Annotated in this window: 19 protein-coding genes; all 19 read right to left on the bottom strand. The window is 52.6% G+C overall.

Annotated features, from left to right (window positions below; all coding sequences use genetic code 11):
- Nucleotides 1-158: 158 nt before the first annotated feature.
- The 19 genes from VMT71_10225 to VMT71_10315 all read right to left on the bottom strand — a co-directional run bounded on the left by VMT71_10225 (nt 159) and on the right by VMT71_10315 (nt 18,787).
- Nucleotides 159-1,352, bottom strand: coding sequence for an amino acid ABC transporter substrate-binding protein (locus tag VMT71_10225; GenBank protein HVN24334.1), 1,194 nt, complete (start codon nt 1,350-1,352; stop codon nt 159-161).
- 51 nt (nt 1,353-1,403) lie between these two features.
- A complete protein-coding gene (locus VMT71_10230; GenBank protein HVN24335.1) occupies nt 1,404-2,108 on the bottom strand; it encodes an ABC transporter ATP-binding protein in 705 nt (234 codons plus the stop codon).
- 10 nt (nt 2,109-2,118) lie between these two features.
- On the bottom strand, nt 2,119-2,862 hold the full coding sequence (locus VMT71_10235) for an ABC transporter ATP-binding protein (protein ID HVN24336.1): 744 nt from the start codon (nt 2,860-2,862) through the stop codon (nt 2,119-2,121).
- Nucleotides 2,859-3,851, bottom strand: a complete 993-nt coding sequence (locus VMT71_10240; GenBank protein HVN24337.1) for a cupin domain-containing protein — start codon at nt 3,849-3,851, stop codon at nt 2,859-2,861. The genes VMT71_10235 and VMT71_10240 overlap by 4 nt, the downstream gene beginning before the upstream one ends.
- 64 nt (nt 3,852-3,915) lie before the next feature.
- The gene (locus VMT71_10245; GenBank protein HVN24338.1) at nt 3,916-4,893 is read right to left on the bottom strand and encodes a TAXI family TRAP transporter solute-binding subunit; all 978 of its coding nucleotides are present in this window, start codon (nt 4,891-4,893) and stop codon (nt 3,916-3,918) included.
- A 99-nt stretch (nt 4,894-4,992) separates the two neighbouring features.
- Nucleotides 4,993-5,271, bottom strand: a complete 279-nt coding sequence (locus tag VMT71_10250; GenBank protein HVN24339.1) for an OsmC family protein — start codon at nt 5,269-5,271, stop codon at nt 4,993-4,995.
- The gene (locus VMT71_10255; GenBank protein ID HVN24340.1) at nt 5,272-5,466 is read right to left on the bottom strand and encodes a hypothetical protein; all 195 of its coding nucleotides are present in this window, start codon (nt 5,464-5,466) and stop codon (nt 5,272-5,274) included.
- A 263-nt stretch (nt 5,467-5,729) separates the two neighbouring features.
- On the bottom strand, nt 5,730-6,353 hold the full coding sequence (locus VMT71_10260) for a formylmethanofuran dehydrogenase subunit E family protein (GenBank protein HVN24341.1): 624 nt from the start codon (nt 6,351-6,353) through the stop codon (nt 5,730-5,732).
- Between the two features lie 174 nt (nt 6,354-6,527).
- Nucleotides 6,528-7,370: a 4Fe-4S dicluster domain-containing protein gene (locus VMT71_10265; GenBank protein ID HVN24342.1), complete on the bottom strand. Its 843-nt coding sequence runs from the start codon at nt 7,368-7,370 to the stop codon at nt 6,528-6,530.
- Nucleotides 7,371-7,558: 188 nt separating this feature from the next.
- Complete coding sequence (locus tag VMT71_10270) at nt 7,559-10,546, bottom strand: molybdopterin-dependent oxidoreductase (GenBank protein HVN24343.1); 2,988 nt, start codon at nt 10,544-10,546, stop codon at nt 7,559-7,561.
- A 318-nt stretch (nt 10,547-10,864) separates the two neighbouring features.
- On the bottom strand, nt 10,865-11,425 hold the full coding sequence (locus VMT71_10275; GenBank protein ID HVN24344.1) for a hypothetical protein: 561 nt from the start codon (nt 11,423-11,425) through the stop codon (nt 10,865-10,867).
- A 32-nt stretch (nt 11,426-11,457) separates the two neighbouring features.
- Complete coding sequence (locus VMT71_10280) at nt 11,458-11,826, bottom strand: cupredoxin domain-containing protein (protein ID HVN24345.1); 369 nt, start codon at nt 11,824-11,826, stop codon at nt 11,458-11,460.
- A complete protein-coding gene (locus VMT71_10285; GenBank protein ID HVN24346.1) occupies nt 11,823-12,725 on the bottom strand; it encodes a metallophosphoesterase in 903 nt (300 codons plus the stop codon). Before VMT71_10285 ends, VMT71_10280 begins: the two co-directional genes overlap by 4 nt.
- 134 nt (nt 12,726-12,859) lie before the next feature.
- Nucleotides 12,860-13,516, bottom strand: coding sequence for a flavodoxin family protein (locus VMT71_10290; GenBank protein ID HVN24347.1), 657 nt, complete (start codon nt 13,514-13,516; stop codon nt 12,860-12,862).
- Between the two features lie 23 nt (nt 13,517-13,539).
- Nucleotides 13,540-15,492 (bottom strand): acetoacetate--CoA ligase, encoded by a 1,953-nt coding sequence (locus tag VMT71_10295; GenBank protein HVN24348.1) that lies wholly within the window; start codon nt 15,490-15,492, stop codon nt 13,540-13,542.
- A gap of 185 nt (nt 15,493-15,677) precedes the next feature.
- Nucleotides 15,678-16,637 (bottom strand): 3-hydroxyacyl-CoA dehydrogenase family protein, encoded by a 960-nt coding sequence (locus tag VMT71_10300; protein HVN24349.1) that lies wholly within the window; start codon nt 16,635-16,637, stop codon nt 15,678-15,680.
- Between the two features lie 7 nt (nt 16,638-16,644).
- Nucleotides 16,645-17,424 (bottom strand): glucose 1-dehydrogenase, encoded by a 780-nt coding sequence (locus VMT71_10305; protein ID HVN24350.1) that lies wholly within the window; start codon nt 17,422-17,424, stop codon nt 16,645-16,647.
- Nucleotides 17,425-17,544: 120 nt separating this feature from the next.
- Nucleotides 17,545-17,880, bottom strand: a complete 336-nt coding sequence (locus VMT71_10310) for a cupin domain-containing protein (protein HVN24351.1) — start codon at nt 17,878-17,880, stop codon at nt 17,545-17,547.
- A gap of 154 nt (nt 17,881-18,034) precedes the next feature.
- Complete coding sequence (locus tag VMT71_10315) at nt 18,035-18,787, bottom strand: cyclase family protein (GenBank protein ID HVN24352.1); 753 nt, start codon at nt 18,785-18,787, stop codon at nt 18,035-18,037.
- Nucleotides 18,788-19,040: the final 253 nt, after the last annotated feature.

Raw genomic sequence — 19,040 nt, forward strand, 5'->3', positions numbered from 1 at the left:
GAGTCCGAAACCGTGCGTCATGGTCTTTGGTATACCTGGAGCTACTCTTGCCAAGGTTGCTTACTACTCCTTACTTTACTCCGTGATCGTTTACTTCCAAGCGTGCACCTCATCATTCGTCGTTGACTGCTCACCGCTCGCTGTTCACTGTATTTGCGTTACGGTGCCGGATTCGGGTACACGTGCCTATGCGTTGCGATCTTCTTCGGACCGATGATGTAATACTTCCCGTCGATGTACTGGATCGCCAGCTGTTTGAACGCAGAGTGGCCCTTGGTCGGTTCAAAATACATGGGCCCGATCACAGACTCGAAGTTGACTGCTTTGATCGCTTTCATCAGATCGTCCGGTTTCAGAGAATCTGCCTTGGGCACAGCCACTTCCACAACTTCCAGGGGTGTGTAGTGCAGAGAAGTATCCATGTACTCCTCGGGATCGATCTTGGCTTCTTTCAGTATTTCGTGGAATTTTTTTAAATCCCCGTAGGGCATTCCGGTAAGCCAGTTATATTCTGTGGTAACGTAATTGGCATCCTTTCCTAATGCATCGGAGAAGGATTTATCAGCATGCGTAAAGTGCCATTCCCGGGGCTTTAATCCGAATTCCTTCGCCTGCTTCTTGAACGTGACTGCAAACGGTGTGAATGCCGATACGTAGATCACGTCCGGGTCAGCAGCCTTCAACTTCACGAGAATAGACGTGAAGTCTGTCGTTCCTGCAGGTGCAACATCTTTGAACACTGTTTTGAAGCCCCGCTTCTCGGCATTGGGTATCGCCCCTTCATACACCTCGCGCGTGTGTGGCGTATCTTCTGCAACGTAGCCGATGGTCTTGGCCTGCTTCTCCTCACCGAGCAGTTCAAAGTAAGAATCTGACCACGCGGTGGACAGGTTGTTAACGCCCACGATCCATTTGAAGCCGCGTTCAAAAATTTGCGGGGTATTGGCAGTAGCCAGTATCATGGGGATGTGATACTTTTCGGCCACGGCCGTAACCGGGAACGTAATGGGGCTTGATTTGGGTCCGATCAGGATATCGCATTTATCCACTGTCACAAGCCGCTCGTAGAATTTCACGGCTGTTGCCTGGTCGCTCTTGTCATCATAGATGATCGTCCTGACAGGAAGCTTTTTCTTATAAGCCTTGACGTAGATACCGCCCTCTTTCTTATTTACATAGTTCTCCCAAGCCTTCACCATTTTGTCGAAGGGGCCTACGTCAACAGCGTATCTTCCGGTAAGGCAAAGAGTCATGCCTATCACAATTTCCTTCTTCTCCTGGGCCGAAGCAGGTAACAACAATCCGATAACGAGCACCGTTGCCAGAACAAAAATCAAACATCCTTTTCTCATAACTCAATAACCTCCTGTTGCTCCGTCACTAAAATGTTAAACAGGGCTCCTTCACAGCCCCAGATAAGCCTTCCTGATGTTATCATCCTTCAGCAGGTCTTTACTCTTCCCTTCGCGCACGATCCGGCCATTCTCCAATACGTAGGTCCGATCGGAAATCTCCATGGCCTGACGAGCATTCTGTTCCACGAGAAAAACCGTCATCCCCTCATCGTTAATCTTGCGTATCGTGCGAAACAGCTCGGCGACCACGATCGGCGCCAGCCCCATGGATGGTTCGTCAATGAGAAGGAGTTGCGGCAATGACATGAGCCCGCGCCCGACCGTCACCATCTGCTGCTCGCCACCGCTCAGCGTTCCCGCCAACTGAGTCTTTCTCTCCTGCAATCTCGGGAAGAGTTCAAATACCCAGCGGAGCGTCTCGGAAATTTTCTTCCTCGCGTTCGGAAAGTAGGCTCCGAGTTCAAGATTCTCCACGACGGTCATCTCCGGGAAAAGCTTTCTTCCTTCCGGAATCAGGCTGATCCCCCTCTCCACAATCTTATGCGGTGGCAACTGGTGTATCGGTGTACCGAGAAACTCTATGCGGCCGGAAGCCGGATGCATCATGCCCATGATGGTGTTTATCAGCGTTGTCTTGCCTGATCCGTTCGAACCGACCATGGTCACCATCTCTTTTGAGGAAATCTCAAGAGATGCGTCCCACAGGATTTTAATGTCTCCATACTGGGCTGAGATTGATTCGATCTTAAGCATCTAACGACCTTTAAGCCTCTGCGACATTTCCTTCTGTTCCAAGATATGCTTCAATGACAGCGCTGTTCTTTGTGATCTGATCTGGTGTGCCTTGGGCTATTAACTCTCCAAAATTGAGTACAAGAATGCGGTCGGAAAGTCCCATCACCGCTTTCATGATATGCTCGATCATAAAGACAGTGGTTCCGCGATCTCTGATCTGGCGGATGAGATTCATCACTGTTTCAGTTTCTGCCGGATTTAGTCCTGAAATTGCCTCATCGAGCAGCAAAACCTTGGGATGGGTTGCGAGCGCCCTTGCTATTTCCAGTTGCTTCCTTGCCACCAGCGTCAAATTCTTTGCCGGAGTATTAGCCTTCTGGAGCAGCCCCGTCAACGCCAGCAACTCCATGCCTTCCTCTTCGACTGAACGCGCTTTCTGTTGTTTTTCTCTATTTCCAAAATAACTGCCCACCAGCACGTTCTCATAGACCGTGAGGCTTGAAAAAGGGCGGACAAGCTGGTACGTCCTCGAGATACCCCCGTGACATATCACACGCGCTCCCTTCGAGGTGATATCCTCGCGATCGAGCATGACCGATCCCGAAGTGGGAGGGAAGGTGCCGGCGATGATATTGAAAAGCGTCGTTTTACCCGCTCCATTAGGGCCGATCAGGCCGAGAATTTCTCCTTGCTCGAGACTGAAGGAAATGTCATAGAGCGCCCTCAGACCACCGAAAAATTTTGTGATCTTGCTAACCTCGAGAAGGCTCATTCACCAACATCGCCCCTAGCAATCGGGAAGTCAGTGAATTTTCCTTCTTTCAAATAGCCCGCCTGCTCGTAGAGATCGAACTGGGGCGGTGAAGCGCAGCCTGCTGCGTGCATCATCTTGGGCTGATCCTTGCGGCATCCGGTGCCATGTCTGACGGTTGCCGGGGCGTAAATGATATCTCCCTCGGAAACTTCAATCCAGCGGCTTTCGAGATAGCCCATACCCGCGCCGTCCCAGATCAGAATAGCGTCTTCTGAGATCGGGTGCACGTGCGGCTTGAACGCCACGCCCGGTTTATGATGTGCATGATGGAGTCCGCAATTCTTTGCGCCGACGCCCGGCCATATAATGAACTTCATGAGACCACCGTAGCCTCTGAAGGGCGCGCCGCGGTACATGTTGAATACGCCTCCGCTCTTGGCAACTTCCGCGTAGCCTTTTACCTCGGCTCGCTCGGCTTCCCCAAGCTCATTCTCCTTCATGACGCATTTTGTCGGGATATTATCGGTCAGGCTATTGAGCATGAGGAGATCGATCTGGTTCGTGTTGAACTCCCCTTTCACCATCAGCCCCATTTCCTGGTACCACTCCAGGGGCGAGGGGCAGACGTAAGAGAGAATGACAAAGTCCTCCTTGGAATCGGGATCATTGCGTGTTGCGTGGACACAGCCGATGGGTGCAAATATCAGATTGCCTGCCTCAATCTTGACCCATCCCGAGCCGAAGTTCACTTCACCTTTGCCGCGAATGCACGTGACGCTCTCCTCTGAGATCGGATGGCTATGCATGGCATAAGCGCCTCCTGGCTTGTGGATCAACAGGTGAAAGGAGACCATGCGCGTGCCTACTCCCGGCCATCCTATGAGTCTCGTTACGCAGCCGTTCCCGTTGTCGATGTCGATTCCCTCGTTGATGTTGAATATTGCTCCCCGGGTGCGGATTTCCTCTCGTGTCCTGTTGTACCAGTGCGCGGGATCATGTTTGTCCATCACAGTTCCTCCTTGCATACTAAATTATGACAGCGATTAGCCTTCAAGCGCATTTGAGCAAGTTCTACTTCATTGCCCCGATCTCTTTGAGATACTTTACGGCCCCCGGGTGAAAGGGTATGGGAATGCCTTTTGTCACGTCTTCGAGCGACATATCTTTGGCTGACGCATGAATCGCGTAATAGTCTGCTTTGTGTTCGAAGAGATTCTTCATGATCTTGTAGACAAAGTCGCTGCTCATGCCTTCGTGGGCATAAATGGCCGTGGTGAACCCGAGCACCGGCGTATCCTGTTCCAGACCCTTATAGGATTTTGCTTTTATGACGGTTCGATAGTAATAGGGGTGGTCTGTTGTTACCTTCTTCATAATTTTTTCATCCACCGGAACAATCCGGACAGCACGCTGAGTTGCGAGTTCAGAGTAAGCCGCGACAGGATAGCCCCCCACGAGGATGCCGCCGTCAAGGCTGTCATTCTGAATGCCTTCCACAGTTTCCCTGTAGACAAAATAGTAAGGCTTGAAATCTTTTTTGGCGATCCCGTATTCCTCAAGAAGATAGAGGGCGGTGTTTGCGGATGTGCTTCCCGGGCCGCCAATACCTATTCGCTTACCCCTGACATCAGCCCATGACTTGATAGGAGAATTGGCAGGCACCACGAGATAGACATCCGTGCCGAGCACATACGTGAGCGCTCTTATGCCGGCGAAAGGCTTTCCTGCGTACTCGTTTTTCCCGTACATCGCGTTCCATGCGTCAACAGTACCAAATAGCCCAAAGCAATCCTTCTTCTGTGCCTCGCGCTGCATCATCCGCCGCACTATTTCCATTGATCCCGTCGTGCTTTCGTGTACCATCTTCACATCGGGCAGAAACTTGTTGGTAACAGTAACGACTCCGGCGCCAAGGATGTAGCCTGTACCACCCACGGCAGGTGTATAAAACGGAACCAGCTCAGTCGCAGCCGTTGCCGCGGGCACAGAGAGCGAGCAGAACACGCATACCGAAAAAAGAAAAAGCATCACCAGCCGTACCAGTTTCATACCGACCTCCATTCTCTTTGTGCGATGAGTAGGCACGATACAGATGCGTTAATTAACACCGGGGTAGTGTGCTTTGTCAACGATTATCGATACTTTGTGTCATCCTGCGTTTGTATCATGCACCCGTAAATCGTCGCGGATGCGGATACAGCCCAACACGCTCTGAGCCGCGGGGCACCTTGTGAGGTACGCGGAAAAGGCGTCCTGAGCGTCAGCGGCCTTCTCCGGGTCCAGTTTCAGATGATAGGTGACACGTATTTCGGTAATTTTTGGTATGTCGTTCACCTTTTCGATGTCTCCTTCGACATCCGCGCTATAAAGGTCTTCGGTCGTGTGTATGCCTTTTCCGGCCAGCAACGTGGCCAGTGTTCCCATCATTCACCCTGCTGTGGCTGCGACCATATGGTCCAGCGTGGCAGGGTATTCTCGTTCAGTCTCAACGTTGTAGAATCGTTTGATACCTCCGTGCACGCCATAGTAGATCGGCTCGTCGAATCCCTCGACTATGGCCTTGCGCGTCGGGCCCTTGACCCGTACGATTTTGATGCGCGAAGTATGAAGTATTTCACCCATGCTGAACTCCTGACCGCTCCGTTACGAAAAGATGGACGGAAGAGGGAAGACCGCTCACTGCGTTCGCTAGCCAGCACTTGAATCCTAAAACCTCTTCTTCCGTCTTCTATCTTCTATCTCCTTACTTCTATCTTGCTAGTGACGCTTGCGTCACGATCTTTCCCCCCTTCGGGGACTTCGCGTCTTCCTAGTCGCACCGTGTGCGACGGTCTTCCGAGTCACGCTTGCGTGGCGGTCGTCCCAGCGCAGCGGTCTGAGTTGTATCACTCGACCAGGTATGGCGATGTGTCTTGACACGCGAGGCAAAACTCACCGTCGCTGACCGGGTAACTCTCCTTGCAGCGGGGGCAGACGGCAAAGCCTGCCCTGTGCCGTTTTTCAAGCATGTGACCTGCAACACGCACCTGTTGGACGCTGCAAAAGCTTGCTCCCGCTTCCTTGATCTGTCGCAGCAAGAGCTGATCGTCCTGCTCTTTCTTTGGCTTCAGCTTGAAGAACCAATTTTTGATCTCTGGCCAGGACTCAAGTTTAACCGGATCGACAAAAACGCGTATTCCCTCGCCACTCCGCTTATCATAAAAAGTCACGGCATAACGTCCCAGATTGAGCACGGTAAGCCAGCTGTTTCCAACTGTACACGGCGTGAGAAGCTGGACCGCGTCAGGCAAACACTTGGGCGTTTCAACAACTGCGTCAAAGAGCGCGTCTTCCGGCAGGTGCCGATAGGCGAGGTCCACCATAAAACCTCCTATGAGCACACCCGGCGCCGGATAAGAGTGAAAGGTCCGAACCCGGTCAACAAATTCCTCAAACGTGTATGAGCGGATAGTAGCCACAGCCTTATCCGGTTGCTTCGGTTTGTGTGATCTATCTTCTTGTCCCTTCATCTTCCTTCTCTTAGCTTATTAATTTTTTTGTTTCAATGAGTTTCGCTGTAATTTCACTTTTCTCGTCCATTGTCCGAGCGCATCGCGCGGCCATCCTAGCCCGCTAGGCACCCGCAAGGGCGGAGGCGAACGTTCTACGTGATTGCGTGACGCGTGCCCTTGACCCCTCGGACCCTACAAAAAAATGGTTCCCACATAAACGCTCTGCGCCAACTCAACGGTGACGCTCTTTGTTTTATGACCATTGTGGACTATACGGAGCGTGTATGTACCGCTGTTTTCTTCGAGGTTGTCAAATTTAAAGTCGCCGAAGTGATCAGTCGTACACTCGCCTATTTTCTCATTGCCGCTATTCAGGAGCGTTACAGAAGCCCCCTCTGCGCACTCCTCTTTGTCACCGACGCGCAACGCCACACTTCCGCCTATGAAGCAGCGCATAAAGCGGTAGAGGTTCTTGTGGAAGGCATGAGGGCTTGTGTTACGCTCAGGCAGATAGGTCTCCAGGTTTTCTGACTGGATCATCTCATTCACTTCGGTATCGTCTGCGTGACGGAGACTCAATGCTCCCGTGGGGCAGGCCTGTACGCAGCGCGTTTTCTTCCAACCCTCATCCAGAAGATGGGCGCAGAGCGTGCATTTCTGCGGTACGTTGAGGACATCGTTCCATTGGATGGCATCGTAAGGGCAGGCTTTCACCACCTGCTTCTGCCCCTGTGCTTTAGCCGGATCGATGATGACAATGCCGTCTGGTCTCCTTGTGATTGCGTCATCCTTTGCTGCTTTCATACACGGTGCATCCTCACAATGCATGCAGGGAACCGGCAGGTAGGCCACGTCGATAAAAGGAAATTCCCCCCGCTCCTTCCGCTCGATGCGTATCCAGCTTGAACCCTGCCCCGGCATGGGTGCTGCATAGCCGGGCCATTCATTGTCAACGTGCTCGTCTTTGCAGGCGAGAAAGCAGTTGTTACAGTTCTCGCATTTCTCCACGTCAACGACTAGATACCAGTTCTTCATTTCGCACCTCGCACATCAGCCCACATTAGCGGGGCTCACGTCGCCCCCTCCCAGTGGCAAAGCCACTTGGAGCCTCCCCTCCACCCTTCAGCCGCTCCGAGCGGCTGTGGGTACCCGGGAGCCGTGCTCGCTAGTGAAGAGTGTCTGTCCTCACTCACCATGTCCCCGGTTGTCATAAGACGTTAACACTATTTCATCCATCGCTCGATCTCCACGAGGCATGAGTTTGCCGCTATGCTGTGCGATTTTTCGATGATTGATCGGCTAGGCGTCAAGATGTTCATGCAGCCCCCGCGGTCTGGAGACGATCCGGGTTCTCCGATCGGGTCGTAATTTGACGAGCCCTCGTACGAGTGAACCGTGCCCGGACCTACCCGCTCTGTGATCTCTGCTGCGCAGATGACCGAGCCCCGATCGTTGAATACTCTCACCAGGTTGTTCTCTTTGATGCCACGTGCTTCGGCATCCTGAGAGTTGATACGCACGATCCAGTAATAATAGCCGTCAATCAACACACGATGATCTTTTATGTCATTGATCCAGCTATGTTTCCCGTCTCCCATGGTGTGAAAGCTGTACCTGGGGTGAGGAGTAATCATCTGCAAGGGGTATTTCTTGTAAAGCTCGGCGGTATGATGACCTTCCCAGGCAGGGATGTATTTGGTCATCACCGGTCTCTCCGGGTCATTCGGGTCGAAGCGCTGCAGACTCGAACAGACGAACTCTATTTTCCCCGTTTGGGTCTGAAGGCCCCTGAAGACCTGTTCGGAGTAATCTGCCGGCAATGGGGCAATCTCGGGCGTATCCTTCAGCCGGTCTTCAGCAAAAGCCCTGAAAGAAACTGGTGCGCGCAACTCCTCCTTGGGCGCGGGAATCACGTAATAGCCTTTCTCGAGAAAGGTTTTCCACGAGATCGCTTTAGGCAGGTCAGTTGCTTCGAAGAGGCGCTTGCACCAGTCGAACTCAGTAACTCCTTCCGAGAAGAGCGCTGCAAACCCCAGCCGTTTCGCTATCTCGAGGAATATCTGGAAATCTGATTTGGACTCGCCGAGGGGCTCGATACACTTATGTTGCAGAATTGCCACCCGGTGGTTGCACTGGTTGAAGCTGTGCTGAATGTAGCCTCCGCAGTTGGCGAACTCACTGATGTCCCACCGCTCAAAGTTTGTGCAGGCAGGCAGTATGACGTCTGCAAACTTTGCTTCTCCTTCGAACCATATTGACTGGTTGACCACAAATTCGAGTTTGTCGGACCGGTACATTTTTGCGTAGCGGTTTGTTTCGCACATGGTGCCCAAGTGAGAGCCGCCGTACTTGTAGTACATCTTTACCGGTGAATGACCCGGCGCGGGATAGTCGTACCGGAGAAACTGGCCGTGAATGGTCATGGAGTCGGTCGGATAGCCGTACGTATGGCCGTCGAGGATTGCCTCTGGAATGCGTAACCGGGGCACCCGCTGGTAAACTGTGTTTACGGTCGGCAGCTGCGGAAAGCGTGAGTAAAGCGCCACGGCGAGAGCCGTGCCGCCGAGATCACCTGAGAGGCCTCCCTCAGCATAGCCAGGGAAATAGAAGCTCGTGTCTATGGGTGTGCCCTGCTGCATGCCGCCCATATTGATGCCTGGCTTGCCGAGACCCTGCATGGCCATGAGACAGACCATGGAGCGGGCCCATTCATTTCCTGTAGCGTCGCGGCAGGCGCTGCCAAAACCCGAGAGCCCGCCTGCTGCAAGATACGTCTTTCTCGTACCCCATAACCTGGCCAGCGCCCTTACTTCTCTCGCGGGTATTCCTGCCTCTCCCTCTTGCCATTCGGGAGTTTTCGGGATACCGTCTTCTTTGCCCAGCACATACTCCTTCCACTGATCGAACCCGTGGGTGCGCGAGGCCACGTATGCCTTATCGTAAAGACCTTCTGTTATCCACACGTACGCGACGGCCAGTGCAAGGGAGTTACCTGTTGCGGGTCGAGGCGCGAGCCACTTGCCGCCGAGAAGAGCTGCCGTGTGGTTGTAAAACGGATCAATATGCACCATCTTGATACCCAGCTCTTTCAGCCACTGGCGGCGGACAGTGCCCTCGAATGCACCGTACACCCCACTTGTCGCTTCCGGGTCGCTCGACCAGAAGACGACCATTTCACATTCCTTGAGGCAATCTTCTACTGTGCCGTAGCTTTCGGGCGCACCAAGGTGCATGCTCTGTCCCCAGTGGTGCGTTGCGCCCCAGTACCAGCCTTCCCAGCTGTCTGGATTATGCGCCACCGGTGTCCATCCAATGTTGTTGAAGAATCTGAGTCGCGCGCTCAACCAATAGCCGAGGATTCCCCACAGATGATGCGAGCCGCTCCCGTTCAGGATGGCTCCCGGACCATGCGTCTTCTTCACGCGCTTTATTTCATTTGCAACAATATCGAGCGCTTCATCCCAGCTGATGCGGACGTATTCCGACGTGCCCCGGTTCTGGCAGTTGCGATTACCATTGGGATCGAAATCAACCCGCTTCATCGGGTAGAGAATCCTTTCAGGCGAGTAGATCATTGATTTGAAGACGAGTGTGTGGGGAGAAATGGTTGTCCGGCGAGGAGGAGTGAATGTCTTTCCTCTCGCTCTGATTGTCCATGGCTGTGCATCCTTGTCGTCAAAATCGATGGGCGTGATCCTCAGGATCTTCCCGTCCTTCACGTAGACGAACACAGGACCGCCGTTGCTGTTACTTGTGTATCTCGTGACGCCTTTGCCCATGTCGGTGCCGTATTTCGTTCCCGCATTGAGCATCAGGCTCAGCGTTTCCATCCACCAGCTGCTCATCTCATCCGGGCCTTCGAGCCCCAGGCGGAAACTCTTCATGGCGTTGATCGTGGCCAGCTGATCGCGGGGGGGGACGAGCATATCGAGCGCCACGCGTGCGTCGCCGAAGGTCACGGTGACGTCAGGGGAGGCATGAATACCGCTTCCCGATATAACCTCGCCGTTCCTGATGGTGAAGTATCTGCCACGAGAATTGTCCTTCAGTTTCAATTGGGCTGTGAGCGTCCTCTCGCCAAGGCGCTTCTTGAAAAACGGGAATTTTCTTGCCGTGGAGTCGAGACGCATTTTCATGGCAAGGAGAACGAGTGAAAAAATAAAATTCGCAAGCGCGTCAGATTTAGCCAGTAATTTGACTATCGATTTCACCAGGCACCCCTATGGCTATTTGTCTTCAAGCGTATACCTTCGTTGTCCCTGCGTCGCTTATCCTCCTGCGACCCGTCGTTCAATTGCTCGTGCCCGCTGGCAAGAAGGCTGCCCACGGGTGCCCCGCTAATACAATCCTCGCTGCCGCGCCGGGTACCCGGCCGAAGGCTGGGCCCATCTTGAATACAAACGCCATTCCTGGAACGTCCTGGAGCACGATGCGGCTCATGTTGGCATGGCTCTATTGTTGTTTATATTAACACGGTTGTCAAATATATTGGAAAGCTGGTTGCTTTAGAGAGTGAGGCCTGATGAGGGTCAGGGCTGCATCCCGCCCTGAATCCATCCCTTTAGCTTTTGCAGATTGCCCTCGTTCCATGGCCCGTCGCAAGGCATTTCCTTGGCGGCAAGCCGGGCATATATATCCTCAGCGTGTTTTTTCGCGTTCTCATAAGAAGTGAGATCGATTCCGTTCGGCTTCATGCCGTTTATGTCCTTGTCGCGAAAGAGAGGCCGAATATCGGCAGCAAAGCTGAGAGCATCCATGGCATTCTCCTTTCTTAATTCAGATGCCTTGCCGGGAAGATTCAGAACAGTACTCGCCTTGCTCCCCGCTCTGTAACGAAACCGGTTGAAGAAGAGCATGATTCCCAGAATTGCCTGCAGGGCAGTGGCAGCCCCCAGAGCCACCCGATAGATACTCCCTAACGGATTCCAACCGGCGTGGATAGAATAGAGCACATTATAGATGAAGGAAGTATCGAAAGATGCCAGCCTCCCTCCACTCATTAACATGCCGGCGATAGCCTGGATGCTCAAGAAAAAAGCAACCGCCATTCCCAGACGGCGATGGACAATGCGCGCCTTAGCCGCGTTCATCTCAGGTCGGCACAATATAATGGATTAGAACCCTACTCAGTGACTGTAATAGTTCCCCGCATTCCCTCATGACCGGTTCCACAGAAGTTGTCACAGTGAAAAGGAAACGTTCCTGTCTTATCAGCGGTAAACTGGAGCCTGTTGACTTTTCCGGGCTGAATATCCGTGCGAATTCCCAGACCCGGGCAGTTGAACCCGTGCAATCTATCGAGCGATGTGAACTCCAGCACCACCGGCACGCCTTTCTTCACTGTGATATCCTTGGGCGAATATTCAAACCGTTTAGCTGTTACCTGGATCACCTGCTCTTTCTCAGCTGCGATCAGGCGTCCATACGTGGCGACTAGAATAAGCGCCGCAATTACGCCGCAGAGTAGGAACCAGGACTTCATTGATTTCATAGTTTTTCTCCTTTCACGCCGAATTCGGATATGGTGTAGCGGGCCTCTCCCGTCTTCGCCTGTACCTCGCGGAATCCCAGCCCCTTATAGGGTTGGCTCGCATCCCATGGAATGGGATTCTTCACTGGAACCGAACCAGGGGCAGGCAAGGGGAACATCAATCCCTTGGCCGCATGGTGGGCAATCTGCCCCGTGTTGTTGTGGTGTTCCTGGTGGATATGCCCGTAAAAGACTGTAACATTTGCAAAGGGCTTGAGCAGTTCTATGGCCTTGGCCCCATCCCGCGTATACCAGTCCCAATCCGGATACAGATCGAACAGCGGACGGTGGGTAAAGACCACGATTCGTGCATCGTTGCCCAGCTGTTTCAGATCAGCACCCAACCACGTCAACTGCTCATCCCCGATTTGCGATGTCGGATTCGACACATTATCCAGGACAATGAAATGAACCCCCTTGTGGTCAAATGTATAGTGTGTTTTTCCAAAGAACTCTTTGAAAACCGCCCCCTCATCCAGCCCGGCATCGTGTTCTCCAGGCATAAATCTGATCTCCTTCACTTTCAGGTCTTTGATGATATCGCGGAACCCGGTCATGCGTGTTCTGCGCTCTTTGTCATCATCGGTGACATGCGTGAGATCACCCGTGAACATGATGAAATCGGGCTGAACTTTGAGATCGTTGACTGCTGTGACAGCCTTCTTGAGAGTGCCTGAGAAATCCGGGTTTACCGCGGGTGCGTTGAAGCCCCAGTGTGTATCGGACATCTGGACGAAAAAGAAGTCATCCTCTGCAGCCAGGGCCTTGCCAGTCATCTTATCAAGTCCGCAGAGTTCAGACACAAATACCACACTGCCGAGGCCTGCCAGTTTCAGAAACTCTCTTCGGTCAATATTCATAGACCCTCTTCGAGCCGGGATGTGCTCTTACTCCTGCCTATTCTGGCTTTCTGGAATTACCTGAACGAATATAGGCACGGGATCGCTGGACTTCAAGCCGCTCGATCAGATCTGTGCCTTGAGGCGAGAGGTTACTATTTCTCTGCTGGTCGCAGACTGAGGCGGGCTCCCATTTCAAAGGCTCTCTGGCAATCCTTCGGAAAGACTTCAGCCCTTCTCCTTGCCTTTTTCTCGGGATCAAAGCGATCCGCAACTACTTTCGAGTAATCATCGAACTGGTAGGTGTCGAAACTGAAGAGCGTTTCTGTGGCACCGAAAATCCTTGCCAGCGTCTCTTCAGTTATTGCGATCTGCCGGTCGAAGCCCCGTTCCTTCATCAGCTCTTCGGTGACGTTCATGGTGTAAATAAAGGCAGTGCGTATCTTTCTCGGGTAGAGGGAGCCCGGCGGGTCGGTGTAGGTGGAATAAGGAAAGAACAACCGTTCCATAAACGAACGTATGTGCCCCGTGGCCGTTCCGTAATAGATCGGAGAGCCGAAGACGAGACCGTCAGCTTCTCCTGCCTTGACGAGCACCGGTGTCAGCTCATCGTTGACCGCACATCTGCCGTAACTCTTGCCGCCTCTGGTCTTGCAGGAGAAGCAGCTGATGCAGCCCTTGTAATTCAAGTCGTACAGATGGATCAGCTCTGTTTCTGCGCCTTCCGATGAGGCTCCTTCGAGGGCTTTCTCAAGCAGTGTCGCCGTATTCCAACTCTTTCTCGGACTCCCGTTGAACCCTATGATCTTCACGGCCCCTCCCTAATTTTTGCACGTCATTTTTGTACGTCAGGTAATATCTTTTCGAAATAGTCCAGAGACTCGGGGTTGATGAGCGCGTCCCTGTTGGTGACCGGTCTGCCGTTGATGATGTTCGTAACAGCGCTTTCCACCTTCTTCGAACTGAATGTGTACGGTATATCAGGTACGTCAACTATCAGAGACGGTACATGGCGCGGAGAGGCTTTATCACGCAGGGCATTCTTGATTCTCTTCTGCAGATCATCGGTGAGGGTGGCGCCCGGAGCAAGCTTCACAAAAAGGAGCACGCGTTGGTCGCCTTCCCAGTTCTGGCCTATGGCGACACTGTCGGCCACTTCCTCGAATTTGTCCACGATGTTGTAGACCTCAGCCGTGCCTATGCGAACGCCGGAGGGCTTCAGTATGGCGTCCGAACGGCCGAAGAAGGTGATACCGCGGGTGTCGCTGTAGAACGTCACATAATCCCCATGGCGCCATATGTTCGGGTAAACGGTAAAATAAGCGTCCCTGTAACGAGAGTAGTCGGGGTCGTTCCAGAAATAGAGAGGCATGGACGGGGCAGGGGCTTCACAGACAAGCTCTGCCTGTCTGTCATGCACGACATTTCCCTTTTCATCGTATGCCTTCACCTTCATGGCAAGGCCTGGGGCCTGCAGTTGGCCGGCGTAAACCGGTAATGTCGGAGAGCCGATTGCGAAGCAGCCGTTAATGTCCGTGCCGCCTGCAAGGGAATTGAAGTGCACGTCTGTCTTGATGGCATCGTAGACAAATTGGAAGCCTTCCGCGGAAAGGGGCGAGCCTGTCTGGCCGATTGCTTTCAGGGAGTCGAGCTTGAAGCGCTCATTCGGTCTGAATCCCTGGCTCTTGAGGAGATTGATATACGTCGCACTTGTTCCAAAGAAGGTTATCTTTTCATCGTCCACGAGCTGCCACATGGTGCCGAGATCAGGATAGCCCGGGTTGCCGTCGAACAGCACAATCTTTGAACCCACACCGAGCGCTGCCACCAGCCAGTTCCACATCATCCAGCTGGGTGCAGTCATATAGGTGATTGTGTCGTCCCGTTTGAGATCCGAGTGGAGAACAAGCTCCTTCAGCTGGTTGAGCAGTATGCCGCCGACACTCTGGACCATGCACTTGGGCTTGCCTGTGGTGCCCGATGAAAACATGATGTAGAGAGGATGGTTTGCGGGTACCTGCTCGAAGAGAATCTCCTTATCGTTGGAGAGGAAATCGTGGTAGAGCACGCCATTGCGTACGCTGCCCGGATCAGGATGTTCGTTCACGTAGGGGACAATCACGACTTTTTCAATGGAGGGGACAGCCTCAACCACGGCTTTGACATCGGCGAGCATGGGGAAGGGCTTATTCTTGTACAGGTAGCCGTCAACGGCAAAGAGCACCTTGGGTTCGATCTGGCTGAAGCGGTCAATGACCGCCTGCATACCCAGCTCGGATCCGCAGGATGCCCACGTCGCTCCTATGCTGGTGGTTGCAAGCATGGCGATTGCCGTTTCAGTCATGTTGGGCATATAGGCTACGACCCGATCTTTTTTTGTGACTCCTTGCGCACGCAACGATGCTGCAAGGCGGGCAACGATTGTATAAAGCTCTTCGTAGGTGATGCTCTTCGACGGCTTTGTCTCGCACTTGAAGACAAAGGCTGTCTTTTTGTCCCTGTACCTGAGGAGGTTCTCAGCAAAGTTTAATTCCGCGCCCACAAACCACTGTGCACCCGGAAATTTCTTGAGGTCATCAACGATCTTGTCATATTTTTTCGAAGCCTTGATTTCGAGAAAATCCCACACGCTTGCCCACAAATCCGGAATATTGGCGATCGACCAGTCGTAGAGTTCGAAATACCCCTTGAACTGTTTGTTGTGACGCTTGTTGACGAACTCTATGAATTTCGTCATATTCGCGTTTTTGATTCTCTCTATAGACGGGTTCCAAAGTGGCTTTGCCATGGATGTTCCTCCTCAATACCTGGTTCTACGCAAAGTCCTAGTATGGGTTGCTTTGATCTGGTTCAAATCCGAATATCGAATGTGTAAATCCTAAACAAGTTCAAATATCAAATTTTCTAAAGGAGAGCCGAGATTTCGTGGCTATTTGTAATTTTGGTCATTTGATATTATTTAGGATTTAGATATTAGGGCTTAGAATTTGTCTCCTTATGTTCCCTGTTCCACTTAATCAGATACTCAAGCAGTTGGGTCTTGCTCTTCTGCATTTTTTCCTGATCCCATTCCTGGAATCCGCGGCCGGTCTTAAAACCCAGTTCACCTTTCTCCACCTTCTGCTTCAAGATTGGTGCGGGCTCTGTGGACCTGTCGATATACTTGAGGATGTAATTGTGAATCTGCAGTGTCAGGTCAAGCCCTACCATGTCTGCTGTTTCCAGCGGGGCCAGCACGGGAAGTCTGAGACCGAAGCTGTTTCTTATCACCTCGTCAACTGTCGCCGCGTCTGCAATCCCCTGGTCAACGATGGCGACCGCTTCACGCCAGAGCGCATGCTGCAGCCGGTTGCCTACGAACCCGGGCACGTCCTTCTTTACCTTGACTGCTTTCTTTCCTACGGCTTTCAGTAGATCATATGTTTGATCGACTGTCTGGAGAGATGTCTCGTCACCCGGCACCACCTCGACGAGTGGAATGAGATAGGGAGGATTCCAGAAATGAGTGCCGACGATCCGTTTCTTTCCTTTGGCTTTGGCCGCAATCTCCGTTATGCTGATCACCGACGTGTTGGTAGCGAGAATTGCATCTTGCGGGCAAAGCTCATCCATTTCTTTAAAGAGCTTCTGCTTAAGCTCCAGCTGCTCTGCCACTGCCTCAACCACAAAGTGCGCGCCTGAAACAGCCGTCTTCAGGTCCTGGGTCGTTGTTATCCTCCTGACGGCGCCTTCGATCTCTTCCCTTTTTCCGATGCCATTGTTTGCAAGGAGGGTAAGATTCGTCCTGACATTCTCAATCGCCTTTGCCAGCACCTCATCATTCACGTCAAGCAGGGAGACGGGATGGCCGTGCAGCGCAAAAATCTGCGCTATGCCGTGTCCCATCAAGCCAGCGCCGATAACGGCAATATGCTCTTTTTCTGTTGTTGTCATAAGTAGGTTACCCTGCAGTGTAACCGCCATCAACGTAGACGATTGAGCCGGTCATGAAGTCGGATGCCTTTGATGACAGGAATATCACGGTTCCTATAAAATCTTCCGGCTCCCCCAATCTGCCTATGGGAATGCGGGCGAGAAAGGTTTTGTAGGCTGCCTGGTCATCGAACATCCACTGGGTCAGTTCCGTCCGGAATACTGTCGGCGCAATCGCATTTACGTTGATCTTGTGTGGACCCCATTCACAGCCAAGGGATTTGGTTATCAGGTTGACCGCGGCCTTAGACGGGCTGTAGGCCGCATAGCGGGCCATGCCCAGCATACCTCTGGTGGAAGAGACGAGCACTGCTTTGCCGCCTCTACCCTGCTCAATCATTACACGGCCTGCCTCCTTACAGAAGAGCCACGTGCCTTTCACGTTCACGTCCATGATCTCCTGCCACTGTTCAACCGGCTGATCCACGATTGTGTTGACCTTGTTTACTCCTGCTGCCGTGATCAGTATGTCTATGCCGCCGAATGTCTTGACCGTGTCTGCGACCACACGCTGTACATCGGCATGCTTGACGGGATCGCCTGCCGAGAAGGCTGCCTGTCCGCCCCCATCGCGAATCTCTTTGGCGATCTCTTCCAGTTTCGGGACGTTTCTGCCCGTCAACATCACCTTGGCGCCTGCCGCAGCGAGGCCTTTTGATGCTGCCTTGCCGAAGCCGCCGGTGGCCCCGGTGATGAGTGCAACTTTTCCGCTTACGTCGAATAGCTCCTGAATGTTTTGTCTGTTCATTGGTTGTCTCCTCATTAAGGAAGTGAACGCGATGAAGCGATGAAGCGTGGAAGCGGGAAAAACCAGAGAGCCAAGAAACGGCACTTCATGTTTGGTAGTTCCGCATCATCGCTTCATCGGTCACGGATAATTAATAACAACCAGCATACTTGCCGGCTTGTTGGTCTTGTTTATGATCGCACGCTGTTCATTCGGGCCGATGAAGATTGAATCCCACGGTTTAAGCGTGATCTCTTCCTTCGGAGTCTGAACCGTTACTTCGCCTTCCAGTACAAAATATATCTTTTCAGTTGGCGTCGCATCCATTTCGGCCCCGCCTCCCGGAAGGAAATGGGAAAGGCCCATCCAAAACTTTTGAGCGCCTGATTCTTCTTTTCCGTGGAGTCTCATCGCAGTCATGCCGAAGTGCCCCGCCGCGCTGTACTGCTTCACGTCCTTCAATTCGACTTTCTTCATTCTGCACCTCCCTGGCGTTGCTTCCGGGCAACGCCGTGTTTAGTGTTACGCGTTACGTGTTGAGAACAGCCTGTTGCGAGTTACGAGTTGAAGAAAGCACGCTGGCAACAAGCTTGTAACTCGCAACTCGCAACGGTACGTTGCCTGCCGCTTCTTACTTGTCCACTATTGCCACGAGCCGGACTATGGAGCCGTCGCCTTTTACCCATCTTATAGGAAAGCCGGCAATGGTCACACGCTTGCCCGTAACGAGGTCAATATCACCGCCAACGTTTTCCCACCCCATGATGCCGTTACCGAGAAGCAGCCTGTGGCAGGGTTCCCAGTGCGGAAAATCTTTAATGACGTCATGTCCCTTTTCTCTCTTGTACTCCGCGACGACATCTGGACGGAGAGGTCCGGGGCCATGCGGTCCTATGGCAGTTGCAAGCGGATGATCCAACGCCTGCTGATCAACGCCCACTGCTTTCACACCGCGTTCCACGAACCATTCGCCCGCCTCTTTGTAAAGACCGGGACTGTAGCAGAAATACTGCGTGCTGTCGCCCCAGTATTTGTGCCATCCGGTATTGATAATGACGATGTCATCCTTCTCGATTTTGGGCCGTGCTTTCTCGAGGTCCTTCGGTGTGATTACTTCCCACTTGCCTTTTGGAATGGAGACGACAACGCCGGTTCCGTAATACTTCTCGAGGGGAATCTCATCCGTATAGGCCAGCCCCTCGATCACATGGGCAGGAGAATCAGCGTGCGTCGAGCAGTGCATGACGGTGGTAATCTTCTGGGAGAGGACTCCCGATTTGGCGTGATAGTGGACGCGTTCGATCTTTACATCCTCGAAATACGGCCACAGCGGCACATTGTGTCCGAAAGGCTGGCTTAAATCATACAGCTTTGTCTTTGCCATCGTACAACCTCCAAAGTTTTTTAGTATGGACGAACCCTGTCTCTGTAGACGTGAGTGCTTTTCGTCTCATCCAATTTTTCGGCTACGGGTCCCATTATGCCACCCTTTGGTCATGCTTTTCAAGCACTTTAGGGGCTCACGGCAAATCAATATTCGTCACAGCTTAAAAAGCCTCTCCGCATTCAGATGGTAGATTTTCTCTTTATCCTCTGTACTTATTGGTGTCCTCTCGACAAGCTCTACGGATTCTTTC

The sequence above is a fragment of the Syntrophorhabdales bacterium genome, from assembly GCA_035541455.1.
Taxonomy (GTDB): domain Bacteria; phylum Desulfobacterota; class Syntrophorhabdia; order Syntrophorhabdales; family WCHB1-27; genus JADGQN01.

What these genes read in the sequence shown, in the direction of transcription:
- VMT71_10225 (HVN24334.1), bottom strand. Translation starts at nt 1,352, where the DNA reads ATGAGAAAAGGATGTTTGATTTTTGTTCTGGCAACGGTGCTCGTTATC.
- VMT71_10230 (HVN24335.1), bottom strand. Translation starts at nt 2,108, where the DNA reads ATGCTTAAGATCGAATCAATCTCAGCCCAGTATGGAGACATTAAAATC.
- VMT71_10235 (HVN24336.1), bottom strand. Translation starts at nt 2,862, where the DNA reads ATGAGCCTTCTCGAGGTTAGCAAGATCACAAAATTTTTCGGTGGTCTG.
- VMT71_10240 (HVN24337.1), bottom strand. Translation starts at nt 3,851, where the DNA reads ATGGACAAACATGATCCCGCGCACTGGTACAACAGGACACGAGAGGAA.
- VMT71_10245 (HVN24338.1), bottom strand. Translation starts at nt 4,893, where the DNA reads ATGAAACTGGTACGGCTGGTGATGCTTTTTCTTTTTTCGGTATGCGTG.
- VMT71_10250 (HVN24339.1), bottom strand. Translation starts at nt 5,271, where the DNA reads ATGATGGGAACACTGGCCACGTTGCTGGCCGGAAAAGGCATACACACG.
- VMT71_10255 (HVN24340.1), bottom strand. Translation starts at nt 5,466, where the DNA reads ATGGGTGAAATACTTCATACTTCGCGCATCAAAATCGTACGGGTCAAG.
- VMT71_10260 (HVN24341.1), bottom strand. Translation starts at nt 6,353, where the DNA reads ATGAAGGGACAAGAAGATAGATCACACAAACCGAAGCAACCGGATAAG.
- VMT71_10265 (HVN24342.1), bottom strand. Translation starts at nt 7,370, where the DNA reads ATGAAGAACTGGTATCTAGTCGTTGACGTGGAGAAATGCGAGAACTGT.
- VMT71_10275 (HVN24344.1), bottom strand. Translation starts at nt 11,425, where the DNA reads ATGAACGCGGCTAAGGCGCGCATTGTCCATCGCCGTCTGGGAATGGCG.
- VMT71_10280 (HVN24345.1), bottom strand. Translation starts at nt 11,826, where the DNA reads ATGAAATCAATGAAGTCCTGGTTCCTACTCTGCGGCGTAATTGCGGCG.
- VMT71_10285 (HVN24346.1), bottom strand. Translation starts at nt 12,725, where the DNA reads ATGAATATTGACCGAAGAGAGTTTCTGAAACTGGCAGGCCTCGGCAGT.
- VMT71_10295 (HVN24348.1), bottom strand. Translation starts at nt 15,492, where the DNA reads ATGGCAAAGCCACTTTGGAACCCGTCTATAGAGAGAATCAAAAACGCG.
- VMT71_10300 (HVN24349.1), bottom strand. Translation starts at nt 16,637, where the DNA reads ATGACAACAACAGAAAAAGAGCATATTGCCGTTATCGGCGCTGGCTTG.
- VMT71_10305 (HVN24350.1), bottom strand. Translation starts at nt 17,424, where the DNA reads ATGAACAGACAAAACATTCAGGAGCTATTCGACGTAAGCGGAAAAGTT.
- VMT71_10310 (HVN24351.1), bottom strand. Translation starts at nt 17,880, where the DNA reads ATGAAGAAAGTCGAATTGAAGGACGTGAAGCAGTACAGCGCGGCGGGG.
- VMT71_10315 (HVN24352.1), bottom strand. Translation starts at nt 18,787, where the DNA reads ATGGCAAAGACAAAGCTGTATGATTTAAGCCAGCCTTTCGGACACAAT.